Origin of the sequence: Sinorhizobium fredii USDA 257, from assembly GCF_000265205.3 — a bacterium.
Taxonomy (GTDB): Bacteria; Pseudomonadota; Alphaproteobacteria; order Rhizobiales; family Rhizobiaceae; genus Sinorhizobium; species Sinorhizobium fredii_B.
Genome location: NC_018000.1, coordinates 1,249,649 through 1,271,817 on the forward strand (window position 1 = coordinate 1,249,649; position 22,169 = coordinate 1,271,817).

17 protein-coding genes are annotated in these 22,169 nt (G+C 62.5%); 15 read left to right on the forward strand and 2 right to left on the reverse strand.

Annotation, left to right across the window (positions count from 1 at the left end; genetic code table 11):
• The first annotated feature begins 8 nt into the window (after window positions 1-8).
• The 3 genes from USDA257_RS05755 (at window position 9) to USDA257_RS05765 (ending at window position 2,354) form a co-directional block, all read left to right on the forward strand.
• A complete protein-coding gene (locus USDA257_RS05755; RefSeq protein WP_014761963.1) occupies window positions 9-1,292 on the forward strand; it encodes an SDR family oxidoreductase in 1,284 nt (427 codons plus the stop codon).
• Window positions 1,292-1,765 (forward strand): DUF2269 family protein, encoded by a 474-nt coding sequence (locus tag USDA257_RS05760; RefSeq protein ID WP_014761964.1) that lies wholly within the window; start codon window positions 1,292-1,294, stop codon window positions 1,763-1,765. The genes USDA257_RS05755 and USDA257_RS05760 overlap by 1 nt, the downstream gene beginning before the upstream one ends.
• A gap of 103 nt (window positions 1,766-1,868) precedes the next feature.
• Entirely contained in the window at window positions 1,869-2,354 is a 486-nt protein-coding gene (locus tag USDA257_RS05765) for a GNAT family N-acetyltransferase (RefSeq protein WP_014761965.1), read from the forward strand.
• 35 nt (window positions 2,355-2,389) lie between these two features.
• Here USDA257_RS05765 and USDA257_RS05770 read toward each other — a convergent pair whose 3' ends face one another.
• Together USDA257_RS05770 and USDA257_RS05775 are read right to left on the reverse strand one after the other, a co-directional pair.
• Window positions 2,390-3,283: an NAD(P)/FAD-dependent oxidoreductase gene (locus USDA257_RS05770; protein ID WP_014761966.1), complete on the reverse strand. Its 894-nt coding sequence runs from the start codon at window positions 3,281-3,283 to the stop codon at window positions 2,390-2,392.
• Window positions 3,284-3,420: 137 nt separating this feature from the next.
• Complete coding sequence (locus USDA257_RS05775; protein ID WP_014761967.1) at window positions 3,421-4,947, reverse strand: FAD-dependent oxidoreductase; 1,527 nt, start codon at window positions 4,945-4,947, stop codon at window positions 3,421-3,423.
• A 541-nt stretch (window positions 4,948-5,488) separates the two neighbouring features.
• Here USDA257_RS05775 and bcsN point away from each other — a divergent pair.
• The 12 genes from bcsN to ytfQ all read left to right on the forward strand — a co-directional run bounded on the left by bcsN (window position 5,489) and on the right by ytfQ (window position 22,046).
• Window positions 5,489-6,265, forward strand: a complete 777-nt coding sequence (bcsN, locus tag USDA257_RS05780) for a cellulose biosynthesis protein BcsN (RefSeq protein ID WP_014761968.1) — start codon at window positions 5,489-5,491, stop codon at window positions 6,263-6,265.
• A 108-nt stretch (window positions 6,266-6,373) separates the two neighbouring features.
• Window positions 6,374-8,545 carry a UDP-forming cellulose synthase catalytic subunit gene (bcsA, locus tag USDA257_RS05785; protein ID WP_014761969.1) on the forward strand — a complete coding sequence of 724 codons (2,172 nt, stop codon included), beginning with the start codon at window positions 6,374-6,376 and terminating at the stop codon, window positions 8,543-8,545.
• Entirely contained in the window at window positions 8,542-10,881 is a 2,340-nt protein-coding gene (locus tag USDA257_RS05790; protein WP_014761970.1) for a cellulose biosynthesis cyclic di-GMP-binding regulatory protein BcsB, read from the forward strand. Before bcsA ends, USDA257_RS05790 begins: the two co-directional genes overlap by 4 nt.
• Entirely contained in the window at window positions 10,878-11,921 is a 1,044-nt protein-coding gene (locus USDA257_RS05795) for a glycosyl hydrolase family 8 (RefSeq protein ID WP_014761971.1), read from the forward strand. The genes USDA257_RS05790 and USDA257_RS05795 overlap by 4 nt, the downstream gene beginning before the upstream one ends.
• A complete protein-coding gene (locus USDA257_RS05800; protein ID WP_014761972.1) occupies window positions 11,918-14,077 on the forward strand; it encodes a hypothetical protein in 2,160 nt (719 codons plus the stop codon). Before USDA257_RS05795 ends, USDA257_RS05800 begins: the two co-directional genes overlap by 4 nt.
• 90 nt (window positions 14,078-14,167) lie before the next feature.
• On the forward strand, window positions 14,168-14,341 hold the full coding sequence (locus USDA257_RS33575; protein WP_014761973.1) for a DUF1328 domain-containing protein: 174 nt from the start codon (window positions 14,168-14,170) through the stop codon (window positions 14,339-14,341).
• Window positions 14,342-14,411: 70 nt separating this feature from the next.
• Window positions 14,412-16,424: an AI-2E family transporter gene (locus USDA257_RS05810; RefSeq protein WP_041414989.1), complete on the forward strand. Its 2,013-nt coding sequence runs from the start codon at window positions 14,412-14,414 to the stop codon at window positions 16,422-16,424.
• Between the two features lie 398 nt (window positions 16,425-16,822).
• Window positions 16,823-17,035: a hypothetical protein gene (locus USDA257_RS05820; RefSeq protein WP_041413943.1), complete on the forward strand. Its 213-nt coding sequence runs from the start codon at window positions 16,823-16,825 to the stop codon at window positions 17,033-17,035.
• A gap of 110 nt (window positions 17,036-17,145) precedes the next feature.
• Window positions 17,146-17,982 carry an N-formylglutamate amidohydrolase gene (locus tag USDA257_RS05825; RefSeq protein WP_014761976.1) on the forward strand — a complete coding sequence of 279 codons (837 nt, stop codon included), beginning with the start codon at window positions 17,146-17,148 and terminating at the stop codon, window positions 17,980-17,982.
• Window positions 17,979-19,877 carry a flavohemoglobin expression-modulating QEGLA motif protein gene (locus tag USDA257_RS05830; protein ID WP_014761977.1) on the forward strand — a complete coding sequence of 633 codons (1,899 nt, stop codon included), beginning with the start codon at window positions 17,979-17,981 and terminating at the stop codon, window positions 19,875-19,877. The genes USDA257_RS05825 and USDA257_RS05830 overlap by 4 nt, the downstream gene beginning before the upstream one ends.
• A gap of 9 nt (window positions 19,878-19,886) precedes the next feature.
• Window positions 19,887-20,933 (forward strand): glutathione synthase, encoded by a 1,047-nt coding sequence (locus USDA257_RS05835; protein ID WP_014761978.1) that lies wholly within the window; start codon window positions 19,887-19,889, stop codon window positions 20,931-20,933.
• A 150-nt stretch (window positions 20,934-21,083) separates the two neighbouring features.
• Window positions 21,084-22,046, forward strand: coding sequence for a galactofuranose ABC transporter, galactofuranose-binding protein YtfQ (gene ytfQ, locus USDA257_RS05840; protein WP_014761979.1), 963 nt, complete (start codon window positions 21,084-21,086; stop codon window positions 22,044-22,046).
• Window positions 22,047-22,169: the final 123 nt, after the last annotated feature.

The window sequence follows — 22,169 nt, forward strand, 5'->3', positions numbered from 1 at the left end:
GAGCAAGGATGAGAGTGCTTGTGGTAGGAGCTTCCGGCCTGATCGGCTCGGCCGTCTGCGCGAAGCTTCTCGAGCGCGGCATTGCAGTGGTGCGCGTGGTCCGACCGGGCTCTTCCCGGCCGTGGCCGGGCGAAACGGTGGAACTCGATCTTGCGCTCGCTATCCAGCCAGAAGACTGGCTGCCACATCTCGCAGGCATAACCGCCGTGGTGAACTGTGCAGGCACACTTCAGGATGGACCGGGCGAAGATACGGCCGGCGTCCACGTCCGCGGTCCCTCAGCCCTGTTTCATGCCTGTGAACGGGCCGGTGTCCGCCGCGTCATACACTTTTCCGCGATGGGCGTCGAAACGGCGCAACCCTCCTCATTTTCGCGCACCAAACTCGAAGGCGACGAGGCGCTGATGGCCCGCGATCTCGACTGGGTCATTCTGCGCCCCTCCGTCGTCCTCGGGCCCGGCGCCTTTGGCGCCAGTGCGCTCTTCCGGGGCCTTGCCGCCTTGCCCGTCTTGCCGCTCATGCCGAATACCGGGCTTCTTCAGGTGGTGCGCCTGGAGGATGTTGCGCGCACCGTCGAGATGTTCGTCCATCCTGGTGCCCCTAAGCGGCTGGTCCTGGAGGTCGCAGGGCCGGAGGCGCTGTCCTTCGAAGCTGTCGTGAGGGCCTATCGGCAATGGCTTGGCTGGCGCCCTGCCCGCGTCCTCAACATACCTCGTCCGCTCGCAGATCTCCTCTACAAGCTCAGCGATCTTGCCGGAGCGCTCGGCTGGCGTCCGCCGACGCGGAGCACGGCACAAAAGGAGATCACGCGCGGCGCCACGGGCGACAACCGGGCCTGGTCGGAGAACACGCAGATAGAACCGACAGCGCTCTCGGCGGCGCTGACGAGAACGCCCGTTTCGGTTCAGGAAAGATGGTTCGCCAAGCTCTACCTCCTGAAGCCGGTCATCTTTGTCGTTCTGTCGCTGTTTTGGATCAGCACCGGCGTCGTATCGCTAACGGTCGGTTACCAGATCGGCATCGACCTCATGGAGCGCACCGGCGCTGGTGTTCTCGCTGGTCCGAGCGTCATCGCCGGAGCGATCGCAGACATCGCCATCGGGCTTGCCATTGCGGTTCGTCGAACGAGCCGCGCCGGGCTCTACGGTGCCATTGGCATCTCCCTCTTCTATGCGGTGGCCGGGACGATCCTGCTTCCGGAATTGTGGCGCGAACCGCTCGGCCCGCTTATGAAGATCTGGCCGATCATTGTGCTGCACCTCGCCGCCTTAGGGATCCTGGAGGAGCGATGATGCTCTATTTCGTTCTCAAGTACCTGCACATGATCGGTGCCTCCGTGCTGTTGGGCACGGGCGCGGGAATTGCGTTCTTCATGCTTGTGGCGCATCGCACCGGTCGGGCCGAGACGATCGCTGCCGTCGCGCGTATCGTCGTTTTGGCGGATTTCCTGTTCACGGCCACCGCCGTCATCCTGCAGCCGATAACGGGGATCGCGCTTGCCTGGCATGTCGGCTATTCCCTGACGGAGGGATGGATCCTGCTGTCGGTCCTTCTGTACCTGGTCACCGGTGCATTTTGGCTGCCTGTGGTATGGATGCAGATGGAACTGCGCAGGCTCGCAGAGGTGGCCAGCAAGGCCGGCGCCCCATTGCCGAAACGATACCATCGGCTGTTTCATCTGTGGTTCGCCTTCGGCTTCCCGGCCTTCGGCGCGGTTATGGCGATTTTCTGGCTGATGATTGCCCGGCCGACTATAGGGTGGTGAGTAAAATGATGCCGCGGTTGCGCCGAGAGTGGCGGCTTCGCGGGGCAGAGCTGCATCTTGGCAGCGGTCACCGTTGACCGCGCTTTCGGGAGGAACGAATCTTATGATCGTCGTGCGCCCCGCCACGAGCGAAGAAGTGGATGCTCTTGCTCAAATTGGCCTTGCGGCCTGGTGCAAGGGGATAAAACCGCTGGTCCCGACGGAGGTTGCGATCGCGATCGCGCGGGACAATCCCTTCTTGCCATTTCTCCTGGAGATGGGATCTAACATCCTGGTGGCTGACATCGACGGCCAAGCTGCCGGGATAGGAGCCTGCGAGCAGGCGGACGATACGATCAGCGATATCTGGGTTGCTCCGGCATTCGAGGGCCGAGGTGCCGGATCGGCGCTCGTGAGGGCGCTCGAAGCACAGATTCGCGAGCGGGGACATACCGAAGCTCGCATCGAAGTGGCCGCTGCAAATGAACGAGCGCTCGAGCTCTATCAACGCCTTGGTTATCGGCAGCTTTGGAGGAAGGTCGTTCTTGATCCCGTGCTGCGAATGAAACTGGAGAAAATCGGCCTGGCGCGGCGGCTTTCATCCGTGTGAACGAGCGAGCCGGCAGCCACGGCCTGATGGCCCGCTCAAGGTTCGCCAAAGGCCTCCGCCAAATCATTGTGCGCGGTAACTGCGGCGATCTCCCCCTGTGCCATGGCGACGCCCATCTGGTTTAGACCAGTCACCACATCGCCGATCGCGTAGAAGCGCTGGATATTGGTGCGTTGATGTTGATCGGTCAGTATCCGCCCCTCCTCGTCGAGCTTGGCGCCAAGCGACCGCGCAAGCAGGGACCGAGGCCTGCAGCCAAGCGCCGAGTACACGGCCACCGCCTCCATCGCTACTCCATCCATGAATTCCAACGCAATGCGATCTTCGGGAGCGGGTCTGTGGTGGGCCAAGCGCGCTGTGCTCAGTCGAACAGGCGACTTGATATCTGCTGAACTCACGCCCTCCAGTTCGGCACCCAACGTCGCCACCGTCACGTCGTCGGTGAACGACAGCAGAAACGCGGCTTCCTTCATCGCCCGCCGGCTGTGGCCGATGACGACGACAGGAGCGCCATTGATCTCGTACCCGTCGCAGATCGGGCACAGCCTGAGATTTCCCTTTCGCACCAATTCCGTTGCATCGGGCCAGGGCGGAAGAACATCAACCAGACCTGTGGCGCAGATGATTGCACGGCCTTGGAAGGTGCGTCCGGCTGCTGTGCACCGAAAGCCGTCATCGATCGGCTCCAACCGGTCGCCACGGGCGACAACATGTTCCACGCCATATCTGCTGGCTTGATCATGCATGCGGTCAAGCAGCGCCTGGCCGGCTACGCCATCCGGAAAAGCCGGATGATTGTACGAGCGCGGGATGAGCGAAGCGCGACTCTTCCCCTCGTCGACGAGGACCACACGGCGATTGAGGCGCGCCAGATAGACGCTTGCGGCAAGACCGGCAGGACCTCCACCCAGAATGATGCAATCAAACATGAAGTTACGACGCTTTGCTCACCCAATCACTGATCTGGCGTTCCTGGCCAACTGGCGCTGTGAACGGCGCAAGTCGCCAGTTGTTCCTCGAGACCGCCCGTTCTCGCGAGATGTTGCGTAGCCCTACTCGCCGCGCCCTATTCTTGTGCGCCCGCGAGGGGCTTGAACGCGGGCGCGTTCAGAGGTTCGCCATCGACCGAGAAGTGGGAGCCATGGCATGGACAGTCCCAGCATCTTTCGAAGCCATTCCAGTGCACGACACAGCCGGCGTGGGTGCAAGTCGCGGAACGAAGATGGAGTTCGCCGCCGTCGTCGCGGAAGGCGGCAAGCTTTGTCGTGCCGCGGCGAATGAGCCCGCCATCGCCCGGCTTCAACTCATCGACCGAAGACAATTCCCCGCCGGTGAGATGTTCGGCGAGATTGGCCGGCATGGTGAGGTTTTCGGAAATGTATTCGCCAGCTGCGCCGATCGAAATACGGTTGGGCTGATAGACGCCGGCCCAGCTATTTTCGCGCCCGAGGATCAGGTCACGCAAAATAAGTGAACCAGCGACACCGTTCGACAGCCCCTCACCGGAATCGCCGGTCACCACGAAAATGTTCTCGTTTCCGGGATTGCGGCCGATATAGGCGAGGTGGTCCACCGGCTCCATGACTTGACCGGACCAGGCATGTTCCGGATCGCTCATCTGCGGGAAATGCGCCCTTGCCCACTCGGTAAGCCTCGCTATCCGCTCTGGCTGGTCGTCGGCCTTTCCCGTCTTGTGGTCCTCGCCACCGACAATCAGCCAGTCGTGCTCATCGCCCACCGGCTGCAGGCGCACATAGTGGTAGGGATCCAGCGTGTCCCAATAGAGCGCATCGACAACCGAGCCGCTTGGGACGCGGCCGGCAATGACATAGGTGCGGTATGGCGCCTGCTTCGTGTGGATCGCGATCCAGTCGTTGATCGGCGAGTTGGTCGCGATGAGCGTCGCTCGCGCGCGGATTTGATGATCGTTTTGCGTTCGCACGATCGTTTCGCCGTCCTTCTCTTCGACGCTCATGACCGGTGTGTCGGCGTAAATGCGCCCGCCCTCTCTTTGAATGCAGCGCATAAGCCCCTCGAGATACTTGAGCGGGTGGAAGCGCGCCTGATTCAGGAACCGGAGACAGCGGTACTCGCGACCGTCAGCCGCGGCCGGCATTGTATCCCAGGCGACGTCGGAGAAGCCCAGGCTGTGACAGGCGTCGATTTCCCGCTCCAAGAGAGAAACGTCGTCGTCCGAGGCAGCGAACAGATAGCCATCGATACGCCGGAAATCGCATTCTATCTCTTCGGTCTGCTGGATTTGTTCGACGCGATCGAGCGCAGCGATTTGGCTATGGAGGTAGTGCCGGGCCTCGTCACGTCCACGTATGCCGATGAGCTTGTGGTAAAAATCGTCGAGGACGGAGGCGAGGTGTGCGCTGGTTCGAGCGGTCATGCCTCGACCAATGGCGCCCCGGTCCGCGACAATCACGGATTGCCCTTGGCGGCACAGCTCATAGGCGGTCGAAAGGCCAGCGATGCCGGAACCGACCACCACCACGTCTGCCCGCTCATTGGCGGTCAGCGGTTGCGCCTGCCACTCGCGGACTGTTGCCATCCAAAGGGAAACGCTGCGTTCGGCATTCACGTTCATCAGGTCAAATCTCCTTCGAAACGAACCGCGTTCGCTGGGAAATGTTCCTCCGGTGACGAAGCGCCTGGCCTGTGTCTTGCACACCGACACCCTAAAGCACGGACCGCGTCGGACTGCCGCGCGTCGCCTGCCCCGGTTTATGCGGGTTTGAAAACAGCCTCAGTTGCACTATGCGTTCCATTAGGCGGCGGCCCGAGTGTCGATTCGTGGTCGCCGCGGAATGGATTGAGATGTGAGATGCGGGCGGAGCGAGCTCCGCATTTCTGCGTGTTTCGTGGAGTCGGGCCGTTTGAACGGAACAAGCAGAAATTCAATGTGCCGCAACGGCCTGTGTGCGTTTGAGAAGACGCGCTCCCCTGTGGGGGCAAGATTGGAGGTTGCCAGTTTGCGGTGCAGCGGCAAGGCCGTCGGATTGGTCGTTCTCGCGTTTCTGTCCCTTGCAGGCTGCACGACCCGTGAAGGAGTCCACGTTCCAACAGGCGCAACGATCGTGCCGACGGAAAACGCCCTCGTCCTGCCGCCACCAGGGGGGCCAGCGGTCTTGAACGTGGTCGAGCGGCGCTTTGGCAATGGCGTCGAGCAGGATGTCAATTTGCACACATCCGCTTCAACACCCGGACAGAATTACTTTCGCGCCACATTCTTCGAACCTACGGGTGCGGGCTTCAACCAGAAAACGGCCGCCTACTCGGCCGTTCGCGCACTGGAGATGATGCGCGAGGCGAGGCGCGCCATTCCGGGCGTTCCGCTGGCCCAATCGCCCTACTTCCTTCAGAACAACTACGGACCCTTTGGCTATGCCTTCGGGCGTGGGCGCGGCGGCGACGCTTGCCTTTATGCGTGGCAGCAAATACGTCCACCGGAAAGCCAGCGCTCTCCACTGCGGGATTACGGCACCATCCAGGTACGGCTCCGCTATTGCGCGGCCGGGGCCACGGAGAACGAACTGCTGAGTGTCGTCTACGGCTATACGATCAGCGGCACCGTCGGCGACCCGGCATGGAACCCCTACGGGGCACCACCGGCTGTCGACGCCGGGCTCGGACGAACGGGCAGTCCCATCTATCGCACGGAGATGCCGTCGGGCGACCAAGCGTCTGAACCCGAAGGGAGGAGACGAACGGAGGCGAAGGCCGTGGTTCGAACGACGACTGTGGTTGACAAACCGGACGTTATACCTCAGGCGGTCGTGACCCCGCTGCCCGCGCCGCAAGCCGAAGGAAGCCTGCCGACCCCAGCAGTTTCCACTGGCGCGGTAGGCACTGTCGTGGTTCCCCTGCCGACGTGCACACCGCTGGGAGGTACGGTCTGCCCTTAACAACCGCGCTAACTCGAGCCTGCTATGGCGCTCGACGGGTCGTCCGATCCGGCTTGTTTTTGTAAACGATCGCCAGCGGCATGAACGCCGCTGTTGGAAGGCAAATGTATGAGTAAGGTCGCTACTCTTGCCGCATGGGTCATCATATCCCTTTGCCTCGTCGCGCTCATCACGCTGCCCGTCAACCTGCAGACCCAGTTGATCGCAAGCGTGCTTGTCGTGACGTTCATGGCGCTTATCAAGCTCCTGGACGCGGGCGGCAAATGGCGGCTCATTGCGCTAGCCTTCGGTAGCGCCATGGTGCTGCGTTATGTCTATTGGCGTACGACGAGCACCTTGCCGCCGGTCAACCAGCCGGAGAATTTCATTCCGGGCTTCCTGCTTTACCTAGCGGAAATGTACAGCGTCATGATGCTCGCCCTCAGCCTCTTCGTGGTGGCCATGCCGCTTCCGCCGCGGCCATCGCGTTCCGCGACGCCGGGCAAATACCCGAAGGTCGACGTTTTCGTGCCGTCCTATAACGAGGATGCGGACCTGCTTGCCAACACGCTTGCGGCGGCCAAGGGCATGGACTATCCGGCCGATAAGCTGACGGTTTGGCTGCTCGATGACGGCGGCACCTCGCAGAAGCGCAATTCCACCAATCTCGTCGACGCCCAGCGTGCGGCCGCACGACACCGGGAACTGCAGAAACTCTGCGAGGAGCTCGGCGTGCGCTATCTCACCCGCGACCGCAACGAGCATGCGAAGGCCGGCAATCTCAACAACGGGATGCTGCATTCGAACGGCGAGTTGATCGCCGTCTTCGATGCCGACCACGCTCCGGCGCGCGACTTCCTGCTCGAAACGGTCGGCTATTTCGAGGACGATCCGCGCCTGTTCCTGGTGCAGACGCCGCATTTCTTCCTCAACCCGGATCCGCTCGAGCGCAACCTCAGGACCTTCGAGAAGATGCCGAGCGAGAACGAGATGTTCTACGGCATCATCCAGCGCGGTCTCGACAAATGGAATGCCGCCTTTTTCTGCGGCTCGGCAGCCGTACTGCGGCGCAAGGCGCTGGAGGATACGAGCGGCTTCAGCGGACTGAGCATCACCGAGGACTGCGAGACGGCACTGGCACTTCACGGGCGCGGCTGGAACAGCGTCTATGTCGACCGTCCCCTGATCGCCGGATTGCAGCCGGCGACGTTTGCAAGCTTCATCGGCCAGCGCAGCCGCTGGGCGCAGGGGATGATGCAGATCCTGATGTTCCGCTTCCCCTTGCTCAAGGGCGGCTTATCCATACCGCAGCGCCTCTGCTACATGTCGTCGACGCTGTTCTGGCTGTTTCCGTTCTCGCGGACGATCTTCCTCTTCGCGCCGCTTTTCTACCTGTTCTTCGATCTTCAGATCTTCACCGCCTCCGGCGGCGAGTTCCTCGCCTATACGCTCGTCTACATGCTCGTGAACCTGACGATGCAGAACTATCTCTACGGATCGTTCCGCTGGCCGTGGATATCCGAGCTCTACGAATATGCGCAGACCGTGCATCTGCTGCCGGCGGTCGTTTCGGTCCTGCTCAACCCGCGCAAACCGACATTCAAGGTGACGGCAAAGGACGAGTCCGTCTTTGAGAGCCGGCTTTCCGAGATCAGTCGGCCGTTCTTCGTGATCTTCGCCGTCCTCCTTGTTGCCTCGGCGCTGGCCATTTACCGGGTCTATACGGAGCCCTACAAGGCGGACATTACGCTCGTCGTCGGCGGCTGGAATCTTCTCAACCTCATCATGGCCGGCTGCGCACTCGGGGTCGTCTCCGAACGCGGCGAAAAGGCAGCCTCGCGGCGTGTGAAGGTCAGCCGGCGCTGCGAATTCTCGTTCGGCGAGCAGACATATCCCGCAACGATCGAGAACGTTTCGGCACACGGGGCGAGAGTCCAGGTCTATGGCCTTCCCACCGACGAGCTCCTCATCGATGTGAGAGGGCAGATCCGCTTCCAGCCCTATAGCGGCGACGGTACGTTCGAAACGCTGCCGGTCAAGATCAGGAATATCGAGACCGACGGCGATTTGACGATCGTCGGCTGCCGCTATCTGCCGGAAATCGCTCGCCACCATAGCCTGGTCGCCGACCTCATCTTCGCGAATTCCCAGCAGTGGAGCGAGTTTCAGCGCATGCGGCGCGGCAATCCAGGCCTGGTGCGAGGCACGCTCTGGTTCCTCTGGCTGGCCCTTTATCAGATGAGTCGCGGCCTCATCTATTTCTTCCGCAGCATAAAGTCCGAGGCGGGAGCGAACAAATGAAGCACGTGCTCGCACTCCTGATGATGTTCTTGGCCGGGTCGCAGGCGGCGGCACAGCCCTCCCCCTTCGACATGTCGGGCGAGCGCCCCGCCGAACAGCCTGCCGCGCCGCCGGTGGAAAAGGCGCCGCAAAGACGTGACGCCGAGCAAAGCTCCGGCAGCACCGAGGCGAGCGCGCCTCACCCGGCGGCCGAGCCGTTCCGGCGCTTCATCCTGCCGTTTCCGACCTTGTCGCTCGCCGGTGAAGCGGACGAGCGCGCCTGGTCCATCTATCTGACGCCGGCGCAGGCTGCAGCCGGCCGCAAACTCACCTTTGCCTATCAGAACGCGATCGTCGTTGCGCCCGAGACATCCGTCCTGTCCGTTCTGGTGAACGGCAAACTTATCGGCGAAGCACCGGTCCAGGCCGCCGACGAGCCGCACGACCGTAGCTACGACATACCGCCGGGCCTGCTGCGTACCGGGTCGAACGAGATCCGCTTCCGGGCTCGGCACCGACATCGAACCGACTGCACGATCCAGTCGACCTACGAACTCTGGACAGAGATAGCCTCCGACACCGCCTTCATCGCGTTCGAGGGGGAGCAGCCCAGAGCCTTGAGCGCGATCGAGGACATTCAGGCGATCGGTACAAACGAGAGCGGGCGAACCCAGTTTAATATCGTGGTGCCCGCTCTGGAGCAGCCGAGCCGCGTGCCGGTATTGATGCGGCTGGCTCAGGGCCTTGCCTTGCTCGGACGCATGCCGGCCCAATCGATCGTCTTTAGCCGCGACATGCCGGACCTCGACAAGCCTGGCGAACTGACGATTCTTGCCGGCACGGCAACGGAACTCCAGCCTCTCCTCCTCTCGCTGCCGGCCGAGGCGGCGACCAGCACGGTTGCCGTCTTCGCCGAATCCGAGACTGAACATGCGCCGGTTCTCGTCCTCAGCGGCCCCGACTGGGCGGCCGTAGCGGCAGCGATCGAAACGGTCACCGCGGCCACGGAGCGCCCCTCGGATATCTCGCGCGACGTCATCAAAACGGAACGCTGGCGGCTGCCGCAAACGCCGCTGATATTTTCCGGCAAGAGGCTGCGTTTTTCCGAACTGGGCGTCGCCACAAGCGAGTTTCCCGGCCGCCGGTTCCGGACGGCTCTCCAGGTGGCAATTCCTTCCGACTTTTATGCCGATGCTTATGGCGAGGCCACCATCCTCCTCGATGCGGCCTATACGGAGGTGGTGCGCCCCGGCAGCCGGATCGACGTCTACGTGAACGGCAACATAGCCACGACGGTTGCGCTCGGAGCGTCATCAGGCGGGATCCTTCGTCATCTGCCGATCAATGTGACGCTGCGGCATTTCCGTCCCGGAGCCAATCTCATTGAACTGGAAGCTGTCCTGCTGACCGAAGCCGACAAAGTATGCGCGCCCGGAACCGCCGCTTCTTCCGAGCCGCGCTTCGCCCTGTTCGACACGTCGGAATTTGCGATGCCGGATTTCGCCCGCGTCGCACGACGCCCCGATCTGGCCGCAACGTCCGGCTCGGCCTATCCCTACCGAGGCAGCGCCGATCCGGTGGCGCTCTATATCGACAGGGCCGATGCAGACACGCTTTCGGCGGCCGGCACCTTCATCGCGAGACTGGCAGTTGCCGGCGGACGGCCGATGCAGGTGGAGACGATCGCCGATCCGCTCGTCGCTGACGGCAGGCAGGCGCTGTTCATCGGCGCCATGCCGCAGCTCCCGAAGATGGTGCTGACGCAGGCCGGGATCGACACGGCCACTCAGGCGACCTGGGGGAGCGCGAAGGACGTTGCCCAGGGGCGCAACACACAGACCGCGCTCGATGAGTGGCAGACGCGCTTGAAGGGCGGTGGCTGGCGCAGCGCCATCGTCGATGTCGAGAGTTGGATCAAGGACAATTTCGACATTTCCTTGAATTCGCTGCGGCTGATACCGGAGGCCGAGGCGCCCTTCGCTCCGCCAGACACGGCGACCCTTCTGGTGGCGCAATCGGCCAATCCGGCTGAGAACGCCACCTGGACGGTGGTGGCAGCTCCCTCGCCGAAGTTGCTGCGCGAGGGCGTGGCCGCGATCGCCGACACATCCCGATGGAGTGAGATGTCCGGGCACATTGCGACCTACGAGCCAGTCGACGACAAGCTGACCACCACTCCGGCTCGTCGCTTCAGCCTGGTCGAGACGCAGCCGCGGTCCTTTTGGAACTATCGCCTGATCGCAGCGAACTGGCTGTCGACGAACATCCTCTTCTATGCGGTACTGCTCGTCAGCCTTGCAGTGATGCTCGGCCTGGCAACCGCCGTGCTGCTTGGCAAACTGGGGCGCCGACCATGAGATACCTGTTGATATTCGCGCTCCTTATGGTGGTGTTAGTCAGACCGGTCGAAGCGGATGAGAGGCAGGCAAGTGTGAAGGCCGACGCCTGGGTGGAGTACAAGTCAAAGTTCCTCGATTCGAGCGGGCGCATCCTCGACGATGCCAATGGCAATGTCAGCCACAGCGAGGGACAGGGATACGGCCTGCTCCTGTCGTTCCTGGCAAACGAACCTGCCGATTTCGAGCAGATCTGGTCCTTCACCCGTCGCGAGCTTCTGTTGCGCGACGACGGGCTGGCCGCCTGGAAATGGAGCCCGGATGTTGATCCCCATGTGACCGACGTCAACAACGCGACGGACGGCGACATCCTGATTGCATATGGTTTGGCGCTCGCTGCTGAGCGCTGGAGCCGAAGTGACTATTCGCAGGCGGCAGTCACGATCGCCAAGGCTATTCTCGACAAGACCGTCATCGATCACGGCGGGCGCACACTGCTGCTGCCCGGCGTCGCGGGGTTTTCCGCCTCTGATCGCGACGATGGCCCCGTCATCAATCCCTCCTACTGGGTCTTCGAAGCACTGCCCGTGCTCGACCGCGTGGTTCCTTCGCCGAAATGGCGGGCGCTCGGAGCGGACGGCAAGGCAATGATCCAGGCCATGAAATTCGGTCCGCAGGACATGCCGGCCGATTGGGTGAGCGCCAAAACGACACTCAAACCGGCCGCCGGATTTCCGCGCGAATTCGGTTTCAATGCCCTGCGCATACCGCTTTACGTTATGCGCGCGGAACAAGCGGACCGTGAGTTGCTGCTGAGGCTGCAACGTGGAATGTCAGGCCCGGATGGCGAGCTTGTGACCCGCGATCTCGAAACCGGGGCGGTGCGCGCGACGCTGACGGATCCCGGTTATCGGTTTATTAACCATATTCTGGCCTGTGTGCTTGAAGGCACCAAGGTGCCAGAGGACGCCAAGGCGTTCCACCCGACGCAATATTACCCTTCGACCCTGCACCTGCTGGGACTGTCTTTCGTGGAGGAAAAGCATCCGGAGTGTTTATGAAGTTTCCAGTCATAGCGTTCGCAGGAGTGACCGCGACGGTGATCGGCATCGCCGGCCTCGCCGACGGCGACCAGCTGCGCAAGGGCTTTGGAGACCTCATGGCCAGTGCCGCACCGGAGCTGGCCGCTACCTTCGGCAACGATAGCGGAAAAGCCGCCAGAGAGACCGGTTCGCGCGAGGTCGCGCAGGCGCAGACGCCGCCACAAGCAGATGCGCCTCCGGCCGATGAGCCGCCGGCGGTCGACGAATCGGCGCTGCGCTATTTCGCCAGCCAGGGCGACACTGCCCGTCTGCAGGCGGAAATTTCGCGTCTTAGAGCCCTCTATCCAAACTGGACCCCTCCGCAGGACCCCTTGGCCGTCCCTCGCAACAAGGACATACAGCTCGAATCCATGTGGCAGCTTTATTCGGAAAGCCGCTACGCGGAGGTACGCAGAGCGATTGCCGACCGGCAGACAAGAGAGGCCGGTTGGCAGCCGCCAGCCGATCTCCTCGAGCGCCTTGACGTCGCCGAGGCTCGCGCTAGGCTCATCAATGCCTCCGATCTCAAACAACATGAGACCGTCATTCAGGTCGGCGCCAACACGCCCATCCTGCTCACTTGCAGCGAGGTGGATGTGCTTTGGCGCGTTGCCGAGGCTTTTGCGGCAACGAAGCGCGACGGTCGGGCGCGCGATGCCTATCTCTACATTCTGAAGAATTGCGACAGCGAACCGGAGCGGCTCGCCACCCTGCAGAAAGCTGCTGCCGCCCTGCCCTATGCCATTGTCCAGGAACTGCTTTCCTACGAGAGACCGAACGCCTCCGGAGCGCTGGAATTCGAAAGCATCCGCGACGACCTCTCCCGTCGCTTTGTCGCCGAGGGCGAAGACGACGCAACACTCACCGTCGACCCGAAATATCTGCAGCGGCTCGAACGGCTCGTCGAGACGCAACGTATGGCGTCGGATGCGCTGCTGCTCGGCTGGTACCAACTGCGCCGCAAGAACATGAGCGCGGCGGAGCAATGGTTCCGGCGTGCGCGCGACAAGCAGGATTCCGCCTCCGCCTCGCAGGGGCTGGCGCTCACCTTGATCGACCGCAAGGCCCCGGAAGAAGCCGAGAAGGTGCTCTATCGCTGGCGCGAAGCTTCGGCCGACGCGCACGCGACCTATATGGCGGCGACCGCCAATCTGCTGGCGATCGAACCGCCGGTCGCTCTCGCCGGCGAAGTCCTCCAGCGCATAGCGCAAGAGACGATGAAGGCGCGCGACCCGGCAACGGCGCAGCAGTTCGGCTGGTATGCCCGAACGCTGGGTCAGCCGCAGACGGCCCTTCAATGGTTTTCGACGGCACTGCGCTGGAAGCCGGATGATGAGCCGTCGGCCTATGGTCTGGCGATCACCCGTCAACAGCTCGGCGACACAGCCGGCGCGGCCGAGATCCAGCGGCTTTGGGCGGGACGTTCGGAGCGGATCGCTCGCCTCGGCGAGCCGGAAAAGCCGGCGGAGGCAGGCCAGGTCCCAGGCCCCGCGGCGCAACGCGCACAGCCGATCGCACCGGAAAGTCGACGCCCGGCCGTCGATGTCGTTCGTCGTCAAACCGGTCTGCCTGCCCGCGTCGGCACTTCGCCGCGTCAACTCGTGCGAAGGCCGCTCGGGTGCCGCGAGACGCTGGACCCGAACCGGCTGCCGCCGCAGGCGGCGCTGGCGCGGGGATGGTGCCTGATGGACATGAACCGTCCCCTCGAAGCAGCCGGGGCCTTCGAGGTTGCGCTGCGCGCCTCCGCGTCTGCGGTCAGGGAAGATGCCGCCTACGGCCAGAGTCTGGCCTATCTCCGCGCCGGGCTGACCGGCAAGGCGGCCGTCGCCGCGACGAAGTCGCCGCAAAGCCGTGCGCGCGTGGCCGAACTGCAGACCGCCATACTGACCGACCGTGCGATCGCCGCCTTCGACGCCGGCCGATACCGGGAGACCCTGATATTTCTCGATCAGTTGAGGCGGATTTCCAGCGAGCGCACCGACCTGATGGTGCTGCGCGGCTATGCCCATCTAAGGCTCAACCGCTTTGCCGAGGCGAAACGCATATTCGAAGCAGCCGCCGCGACCGGCAACCGGGACGCCCGGCGAGGTCTTGCGGACGTCAATAGGGAGCAGGAGGTCTGGCCGAACAAGTAGTAGGCGGCGCCTCCGATTGCGATGCCCCTGGGCTTCCCCGCCAGCTGCCCTACTTGCTTAGCAAGGCTTCTCCCCAATGAAGGTTGCGCCATGCTCAAGTGGGCTCTTATTTTCCTCGTCATATCGCTGATTACGGGTTTTCTCGGCTTTTCCGGCGTCTCCGCCGCAACGGCAGGCATCGCCAAGATCCTCTTCTACTTGGCACTGGTCATATTCCTGATCTTCCTGATCCTTGCCCTCATGGCCGGCAGCGCCGTGGTGTAGCCTCATCTTGCCCTAGACCCCTTCGGAGAGGCACAAGGGCGGTCTGAAGGTGCGGGGCTTAGAGGATAAGATCTTGAGGTTTTCGCGGAGAGCTGGCCAGGACCAGGACCAAGCCGCCGGCCGATCGATGCAGATCGCACTCGCGCCGGGATCGGCAGCGATCGCGCAGCCTTCCCGGCTTCCGACGCTTGCCGCAACGGCCGCGACGGTTGCCGTTCTCTATTTCGCCAGCGAAGTGTTTCTTCCATTGGCGATCGCCCTTCTGCTCACCTTCGCACTGGCGCCCGTGGTTTCGCGGCTGCGGAGAGCCGGTTTGCCCCGCTCGGTCGCCGTTATCGGGACGGTCGCGACAGCCTTCCTGTTCCTCTCCGCATTCAGCGCCATCCTGGCCGTGCAGGTCAGCGAAGTTGCGCAGAACCTTCCTACCTATCAATACAACATCATCGAGAAGATCAGGGGACTGAAGGAGGCGGGATCGGAAAGCCAGATTCTCGAACGCCTAGGTCGCGTCGTGGAAAGGATCAGCACCGAAATCAGCCGTCCCAAGCCCGAAACGCGCGTATCGCCCGAGCCGCCCCCTGAGCAAAAACCGCTTCTCGTGGAGATATTTTCTCCTGAGCGCCCGATCGAAACGCTGAGGAATATCATCGATCCCCTGCTCGGGCCGCTGGCCACGGCTGGTCTGGTCATTGTCGTCGTCATCTTCATGCTTTTCGAAAGGGAGGAATTGCGCGACCGCTTCATCCGGCTGGTCGGCTATGGCGACCTGCACCGAACGACCGAAGCCCTGCAGGACGCCGGCGCGCGGGTCGGCCAGTATCTGCTCATGCAGATGGTGGTGAACATCACCTATGGGATACCGCTTGCCATCGGCCTCTGGTTGCTTGGCATACCGAATGCGGTCCTCTGGGGAATGCTCGCCATCGTGCTCCGCTTTGTCCCTTATATCGGCCCCGTCATCGCGGCAGTCCTTCCCCTCTTCCTCGCCTTCGCTGCGGCTCCCGGTTGGAGCCTGCTGGTGTGGACGGCCGCCCTGTTCATTGTCCTCGAACTCCTCAGCAACAATGTCGTCGAACCCTGGCTTTACGGTTCGCGGACCGGCCTTTCGCCGCTTGCGATCATCGTCTCCGCGATTTTCTGGGCCTGGCTCTGGGGTCCGGTTGGACTGGTGCTGTCGACGCCGCTGACAGTTTGCCTCGTGGTGCTCGGCCGCCATGTCCCGCAGTTCGAGTTCCTCGAAATCCTGTTGGGCAACGAGCCAGTGCTCGATCCCAAGGAGCGGCTCTATCAACGCTTGCTGGCCGGCGATCCGGATGAGGCGACCGACAACGCTGAAGAAATGCTCGAGGAGAAATACCTCGTCGAATTCTACGATACGGTGGCAATTCCCGCCCTGCTGCTCGCCGAACACGACCGCGCCCGCGGCGCACTCATCGATCTGCAGGCGGAGCAGATTGCCCAGAGCGCGCGAACGCTCGTCGCCAATCTCGAGGAAATCGCCAGCGAAGAGGAAGAAGAGGATGAGGAAGAAGACGCCGGCGAAGAGACCGGCGACGGAGACGATCAGACCGACGACTATGATTTGCCTCTCGGAGATGGGAAATCCGTCCTCTGCATCGGCGGACGCGGCGATCTCGACGATGTGACGGCGGCAATGCTCGCCCAGGTTATCCGCATCCAAGGAGCGGACGTGGCCTCCGCGAGCCATAAGGACCTGAAGCCGGGCACGATCCGAACCCTTCCCTTCCCGGGGCGCAACGCGATCCTCGTGAGCTTTCTCGATCAGGATTCGCTGCGTCATGCCAAGTTCATCGTGCGACGACTGAAACGCATTGCGCCGCTGGCGCGGATCGGCATCGTGCTCTGGCGGGAGGACGGTGCGTCAAGAGCCGACCTGGTCGAAGAGTTGCAGGCGGATTTTGTTGTGCCTGCAATCGCCGAGGCCGTGCGTGAGGCCCTTTCCGACGCGGTCGCCCGGCCATTGAAGGCGGTGCGGGCGAAGATTGCCCCGCGTCACCAGGCGCGCAGACGGCGGGGCTCGGCAGCAGCGAAAGCAGCTCCCGCCGACCAGGACGCGGTATAGACCGCCGCGTTTCAGATCAGGGTATCACGCAGCGCAGGCGGCCGCGTCGCGCGAGGTCGGCAGGCCGGCGGCGCGGGTTCGTTCCATCAGCGCCTCCAGTATCGCGCGGTCCTGGAATAGCTCCTGGCCAACGAGATACTCGGAGCGGTCCGCGAAGCGTCTAATCCGGCGAGGTAACCTGCTGCAGTTCGTCTGAAACCCGCCGGAAAGATGGCTCCAAAACTCAGCGAAAAGCTTAATTGAGCGCGGCCGTCTCCAGGCTTTCACACCGAAACTCGCATCCGCAGGGCAAAAAGCGTATAAAGTTCATAGCTATGTCCCGGGAGCGTCCAAACGCCCGGAACGTTCCGACAGCGCTGGAGTTCTGGGTACTCGGGGTAAGAACCTGGAGTGAAGTCATGGAACAGATGAACGCGCGCAAACTTGCAGACGAATATCTGCGTCTCGGCGGCCACCGTCGCGTGGTCATCGACGATAACGAGACGTCGATCAGGAACTGGGAGCCCGAGCCTGACGAGGCCGAGGCATTCTGGAAGACCAATGTGGAAACGCTCAGCCCTGAGCGACAGCGCGAAGTAGAGCTCCTTCTGCCGACGATCAATCGTGCCTGAGCAACGCTGTCTTCGAGGTCCTTCCTGGCAGTTGGAACCGAAAAACTTCGTTCGGAATTGTAGCTGAAGAACCGCGTGCATCGAATGCGACGGACGCGGCGGCCGGAACCATGAACATGAAAACAGCTCGGGAAGCCAATTTTGATCTGACGCTCCCTGCCGCCGGCGAATGGTGGACGCAGCACCGTGGCCTGTCGCCGGTCGTCGCGACCGCCATTCACAACGGCCACGCGATGCGCGACGCGGTGAAGCGCCTCTGTAGACTCAGCGAGGAAGAGCGCCTTCGCGAGGAGGATCCGTTTACCGAGTTCATCATCCGCGATGTGCCGAACCGGACCGTCGTTCACCGGTCGCGCTTCGAGGTCGATGTCAACCGGCCGCGCGACGGCGCGATCTATCTGCGGCCGGAACAGGCCTGGGGTCTCGACGTCTGGTCGGGCGAACTGCCCGGCGAGATCACCGATGCGTCGCTCGCCATGCACGACGAATACTATGCGATGCTGAAATCGTACCTCCGCAGCATCGAACGCTGCCACGGACGTTTCGTCGTCCTCGACGTGCACAGCTACAACCACCGCCGAACCGGTCCGAAAGCCGAGCCGGCGCTCATCGCCGAAGCGCCGGACGTCAATATCGGCACCTTTTCCATGGACCGGAGGAAATGGGCACCGGTGGTCGATAGTTTCGTGGAAGCGGTGCGGTCCTTCGACTTTCCCGGCGGACCACTCGATGTGCGGGAAAACATCGCCTTTCAGGGCCGTGGCTACCAGGCACGCTTTATCCACGAGCATTTTCCGGAAACGGGCTGCGCGATCGCTGTCGAATTCAAGAAGATCTTCATGGAGGAATGGACCGGAGAACCATTCGCCGAAACACTCGGCGCCCTCAGAAAGCTGCTCGCGTCGACGCTGCCAGTGCTCGCCGACACATTGGAGTCGGCACGATGAAACAGGCAAGCGCAGGTGTCTCTGCGGCACGGAGCAACCTGGATTGGCTGGCCGACGTGCTCGTGTCGATCGAAGAGGGCAAGGCGGTGCGGCAGGAGCTGCCGAGCGGCGGTCGCCTCCACATCGATCGGGCCCTGCCCTTTCTCTGCGTCCATGTTTCGGATGACGACCGTGCTCCCGTCGCACGCGAGATAACCCAGGCGAACGCTTCCTACCTGATCGCGCAGGACAGAGCTACCGCAGCGGCGATCGTGGAAGCCGTCGGAGCACTGCTCGAGCGCCGCTTCGGAGCGTTCATGGTGATCGAAATGGGGGAACTCGCCTCTGACGAGTTGCTCACCGACAAGGCGCCTTTCCTTCCGCCTTTCACAATCGAAGTTACGGCAGGAAAAGAGGCGCCCATCCGTGCAGCCGCACGAGCCTTCATCGCGGCCTTCGAGGCGATCCAGGTCAAGTTCCGCACGCCGCGGGTCGAAATCCGCTACTGGTCGGAAGAACGGAGAGCTGCGGGCGAAGCGCTCGATATTCCGTTCCCGTTGATGCGCGTGCGCTTTGCGCCGGTGTACCGCCAGCAGGAGTCGGACAAGATCTATCCTGAGCTTCGCGAGCGCTTGATCGCTGCCCTCTTCGATGCAGGCCTGCGCGCCTTTGCGGCATTCGCCAGCGCAACGGGGAGCCTGGCCACCTCCACGCATCGCGCCCTGGGGCGAAAGGCCTTCATCGACGCCGTCGTGCGCACCGACCGTTGCATCGACGAGGTTGCATCCACCTTCGATTTCCTGCTTGCCGTGACGCCGATAAACGCCCAGGCCGCATGGACAGAATTTACCGCAAGCGGTTGCGGCCGCGCGCCGCGATTTCTTTATCGGCCTCTGACCCTGGAGGTAGAGGCGGCGAAGCGAAAGCTTTTTTCCATTCCCTTCGAGCACCTCGAGGATCCGGTGCTTTATCAGCTTTACCGCGAGAAGCAGCAGGAGCTCGATCTCCAACTCTCGATGCTTTCTGCGCGGGAGACGGCAAAATTCACCGAATTCGGCCGTGCGCTTTACGGTCCCGTAGAGGCCGCACTGCTGCGGGCGGCAGGTGAAGTCCTCGCCCGCACCGACAAAAGCGGTACCGAGGCCGGCGGTTCCGCGTCGTCAGTCAGGGTGTGCGCCGATTGCTACTTCGTCGAACGCCGGGCGCGCGAAATGATCGCCGAATATGCGCGCCGCTGCAGTGACTTCGAGGCGCGCGTTGAAGTGCGGGACGATCTTCCTTCAGGCTTGCTCGTATCGGGCAGACGATTGCTGATCGCTCGAAGCACACTCATCCCGGTCGATCGTGTCGAGGCGATCCTCAGCCACGAGATCGGCGTTCACCTGCTCACCTATTTCAACGGCTCCGCACAGGGCCTGCGCCTCTTTCGCTCGGGTCTCGCCGGATATGAGGGCATGCAGGAAGGCCTGGCGGTCTTTGCAGAGTTTCTGTCCGGCGGAATGACGGGCGAACGACTTCGCCTGATCGCCGCGCGGGTGATTGCCTGCGCCGCCATGCTCGACGGTGCGGCTTTGCCGGAGGCCCACCGGCTTCTCATCCACGAGCACGGATTGCCGGAGACGGATGCCTTCAATGTGGTGCTGCGGGTCTACCGCGGCGGCGGCCTCGTCAAGGATGCAATCTATTTACGGGGGCTCCTGCAACTGCTGGACCATCTGGCAGATGGTGGGGTTCTCGAACCTTTCTGGATGGGAAAGATCGCGGCCTCGCACTTCGGGGTCATGCAGGAACTCAGTGCGCGCGGCCTGCTCGGCGGACCAGCGGTGCGTCCCATGTTCCTCGACCATCCGCAAGCACCGGCGCGGCTTGCGAGAGCGCGAACGGGAATGTCTCCCCTTGACCTGTTGGACAATTAGGAGCCGTCGATGCGCATCGCCTTTTTCGTCAACTCCATCGAGGGCGAGACGACCTATTATACGACGACGTCGCTGGCGCTGGCGGCACTCTCCCGCGGGCATGAGGTTTGCTACGTCACGCCCGGAGATTTCGTGCTTCGGCCGGACGATAGCCTGCTCATCCGCGCGACCACCTTGAGCGGCGCCAAACCGAAGAAGCCTGAAACGTTGCTCACGAGCCTCAAGAGCGCGCAGGAGAAGGTTACCACCATGGACATAGGCGAGATCCAGGTGCTGTTTCTTCGAAACGACCCATCCGAGGACGCTGACCGGCGCCCTTGGGCGGTCTATGTCGGCACCAATTTCGGACGGTTGGCCGCGGCTCGGGGTGTCATCGTGGTCAACGATCCGGACGGCTTGGCGCTGGCGCAGAACAAACTCTATTTTCAGGAGTTTCCGGAGACCGTTCGGCCAACGACGATGATCTCCAGGAGCATCGAGGAAATCCGCAGCTTCATCGAAGACCACCCGGACGGGGTCATCCTGAAACCGCTGCAGGGCTCCGGTGGCAAGAATGTCTTTAAGATCCAGTCCAAGGGCGAGGCCAATCTCAACCAGATCTTCGAAGCGGCGAGCGGGGCCGGATACCTGATCGCCCAGACCTATCTCCCCGACGCGGTCGGCGGCGACATCCGGCTTTTCCTGATGAACGGGCGACCGCTCGAGCGCAAGGGGGTCCATGCCGCTTTCCGCCGCGTGCCGGCGAAGGGAGACGTTCGCTCGAACATGCATGCCAGCGGCACGGCCAAACCGGCCACCGTCACGCCGCAGATACTCGCCATCGCTGAAAAACTCCGGCCCAAATTGATCAAGGACGGCATGTTTTTGGTCGGACTCGACATCGTCGGCGATCACGTCCTCGAAGCCAACGTCTTCACCCCTGGCGGGCTGCCCGAGATCGCAGCGATTCACGGCGTGGATTTCAGCGAGGACATCATCGGAGCACTGGAGGAAAAGGTACGGATCCAGCAGCTCTATCGGGGTGCCATATCCAACCGAACGCTGGCAACGCTTTGATACCCAGCGCCGTGACTACCCTCCGTAGAGTTTGAGGCGGAATTTTCCGTGGATGAACGCCGGCGCCAATAAATGTGAGTTTACAAAAGTAATATTATATGATTTTTTCTCGACAGCTGCATGGAAAGCAGCTTTCTTTGGGAGGAAATCATGAAATTCGTGAAGGCACTTGCTAGTGCAACGATCCTTGCTGCCTGCACCTTTGGCAGCGCCTCGGCCGCCGACCTCGTTGTCGGATTTTCCCAGATCGGATCGGAGTCGGGCTGGCGCGCCGCCGAGACGACGCTGACGAAGCAGCAGGCCGAACAGCGCGGCATCGACCTGAAATTCGCCGATGCGCAGCAGAAGCAGGAAAACCAGATCAAGGCGATCCGCTCCTTCATCGCCCAGGGCGTCAACGCAATCCTTCTCGCGCCGGTCGTTGCCACCGGCTGGGACGAGGTCCTGCAGGAAGCCAAGGACGCCGAAATTCCGGTGATCCTGCTCGACCGCACCGTCGACGCATCGAAGGACCTCTACCTGACGGCCGTGACCTCCGACCTCGTGCATGAAGGCAATGTCGCCGGCAAGTGGCTGGTCGATACGGTGGCCGGCAAGCCCTGCAACGTCGTCGAACTTCAGGGCACGACCGGCTCTTCGCCGGCGATCGACCGCAAGAAGGGCTTCGAAGCGGCGCTCGCTGGCAAGGACAACCTGAAGATCGTCCGCAGCCAGACCGGCGACTTCACCCGCACCAAGGGCAAGGAAGTCATGGAAAGCTTCCTGAAGGCGGAAGATGGCGGCAAGAACATCTGCGCGCTCTACGCCCATAACGACGACATGGCCGTCGGCGCCATCCAGGCGATCAAGGAAGCCGGCCTGAAGCCGGGCAAGGACATCCTCGTCGTCTCGATCGACGCCGTTCCGGATATCTTCCAGGCCATGGCCGCCGGTGAAGCCAATGCCACGGTTGAACTGACGCCGAACATGGCAGGCCCTGCCTTCGATGTGCTCGCCACCTACCTGAAGGACGGCAAGGAACCAGCCAAGTGGATCCAGACGGAATCGAAGCTGTATACCCAGGCTGACGATCCGATGAAGGTCTACGAGGAAAAGAAGGGGCTCGGTTACTGATCTCGTTTACGGCTCGCGCGGCACACCCGCGCGGGTCCCCTGTTTCGCGGCGCCGGTTTCGACCGGTCGCCGCGGAAAGAACGCCTGATCCTTGGCGAGGAATGGTGCGCATCCGTCCCAACG

Excerpts from the sequence above, each read along its gene's own strand:
- USDA257_RS05820 (WP_041413943.1), top strand. The coding sequence starts at position 16,823 with ATGGAACAGATGAACGCGCGCAAACTTGCAGACGAATATCTGCGTCTC.
- USDA257_RS05755 (WP_014761963.1), top strand. The coding sequence starts at position 9 with ATGAGAGTGCTTGTGGTAGGAGCTTCCGGCCTGATCGGCTCGGCCGTC.
- USDA257_RS05775 (WP_014761967.1), bottom strand. The coding sequence starts at position 4,947 with ATGAACGTGAATGCCGAACGCAGCGTTTCCCTTTGGATGGCAACAGTC.
- USDA257_RS05825 (WP_014761976.1), top strand. The coding sequence starts at position 17,146 with ATGAACATGAAAACAGCTCGGGAAGCCAATTTTGATCTGACGCTCCCT.
- USDA257_RS05770 (WP_014761966.1), bottom strand. The coding sequence starts at position 3,283 with ATGTTTGATTGCATCATTCTGGGTGGAGGTCCTGCCGGTCTTGCCGCA.
- USDA257_RS05760 (WP_014761964.1), top strand. The coding sequence starts at position 1,292 with ATGCTCTATTTCGTTCTCAAGTACCTGCACATGATCGGTGCCTCCGTG.
- USDA257_RS33575 (WP_014761973.1), top strand. The coding sequence starts at position 14,168 with ATGCTCAAGTGGGCTCTTATTTTCCTCGTCATATCGCTGATTACGGGT.
- bcsA (WP_014761969.1), top strand. The coding sequence starts at position 6,374 with ATGAGTAAGGTCGCTACTCTTGCCGCATGGGTCATCATATCCCTTTGC.
- USDA257_RS05790 (WP_014761970.1), top strand. The coding sequence starts at position 8,542 with ATGAAGCACGTGCTCGCACTCCTGATGATGTTCTTGGCCGGGTCGCAG.
- USDA257_RS05795 (WP_014761971.1), top strand. The coding sequence starts at position 10,878 with ATGAGATACCTGTTGATATTCGCGCTCCTTATGGTGGTGTTAGTCAGA.
- USDA257_RS05830 (WP_014761977.1), top strand. The coding sequence starts at position 17,979 with ATGAAACAGGCAAGCGCAGGTGTCTCTGCGGCACGGAGCAACCTGGAT.
- USDA257_RS05835 (WP_014761978.1), top strand. The coding sequence starts at position 19,887 with ATGCGCATCGCCTTTTTCGTCAACTCCATCGAGGGCGAGACGACCTAT.
- USDA257_RS05800 (WP_014761972.1), top strand. The coding sequence starts at position 11,918 with ATGAAGTTTCCAGTCATAGCGTTCGCAGGAGTGACCGCGACGGTGATC.
- ytfQ (WP_014761979.1), top strand. The coding sequence starts at position 21,084 with ATGAAATTCGTGAAGGCACTTGCTAGTGCAACGATCCTTGCTGCCTGC.
- USDA257_RS05765 (WP_014761965.1), top strand. The coding sequence starts at position 1,869 with ATGATCGTCGTGCGCCCCGCCACGAGCGAAGAAGTGGATGCTCTTGCT.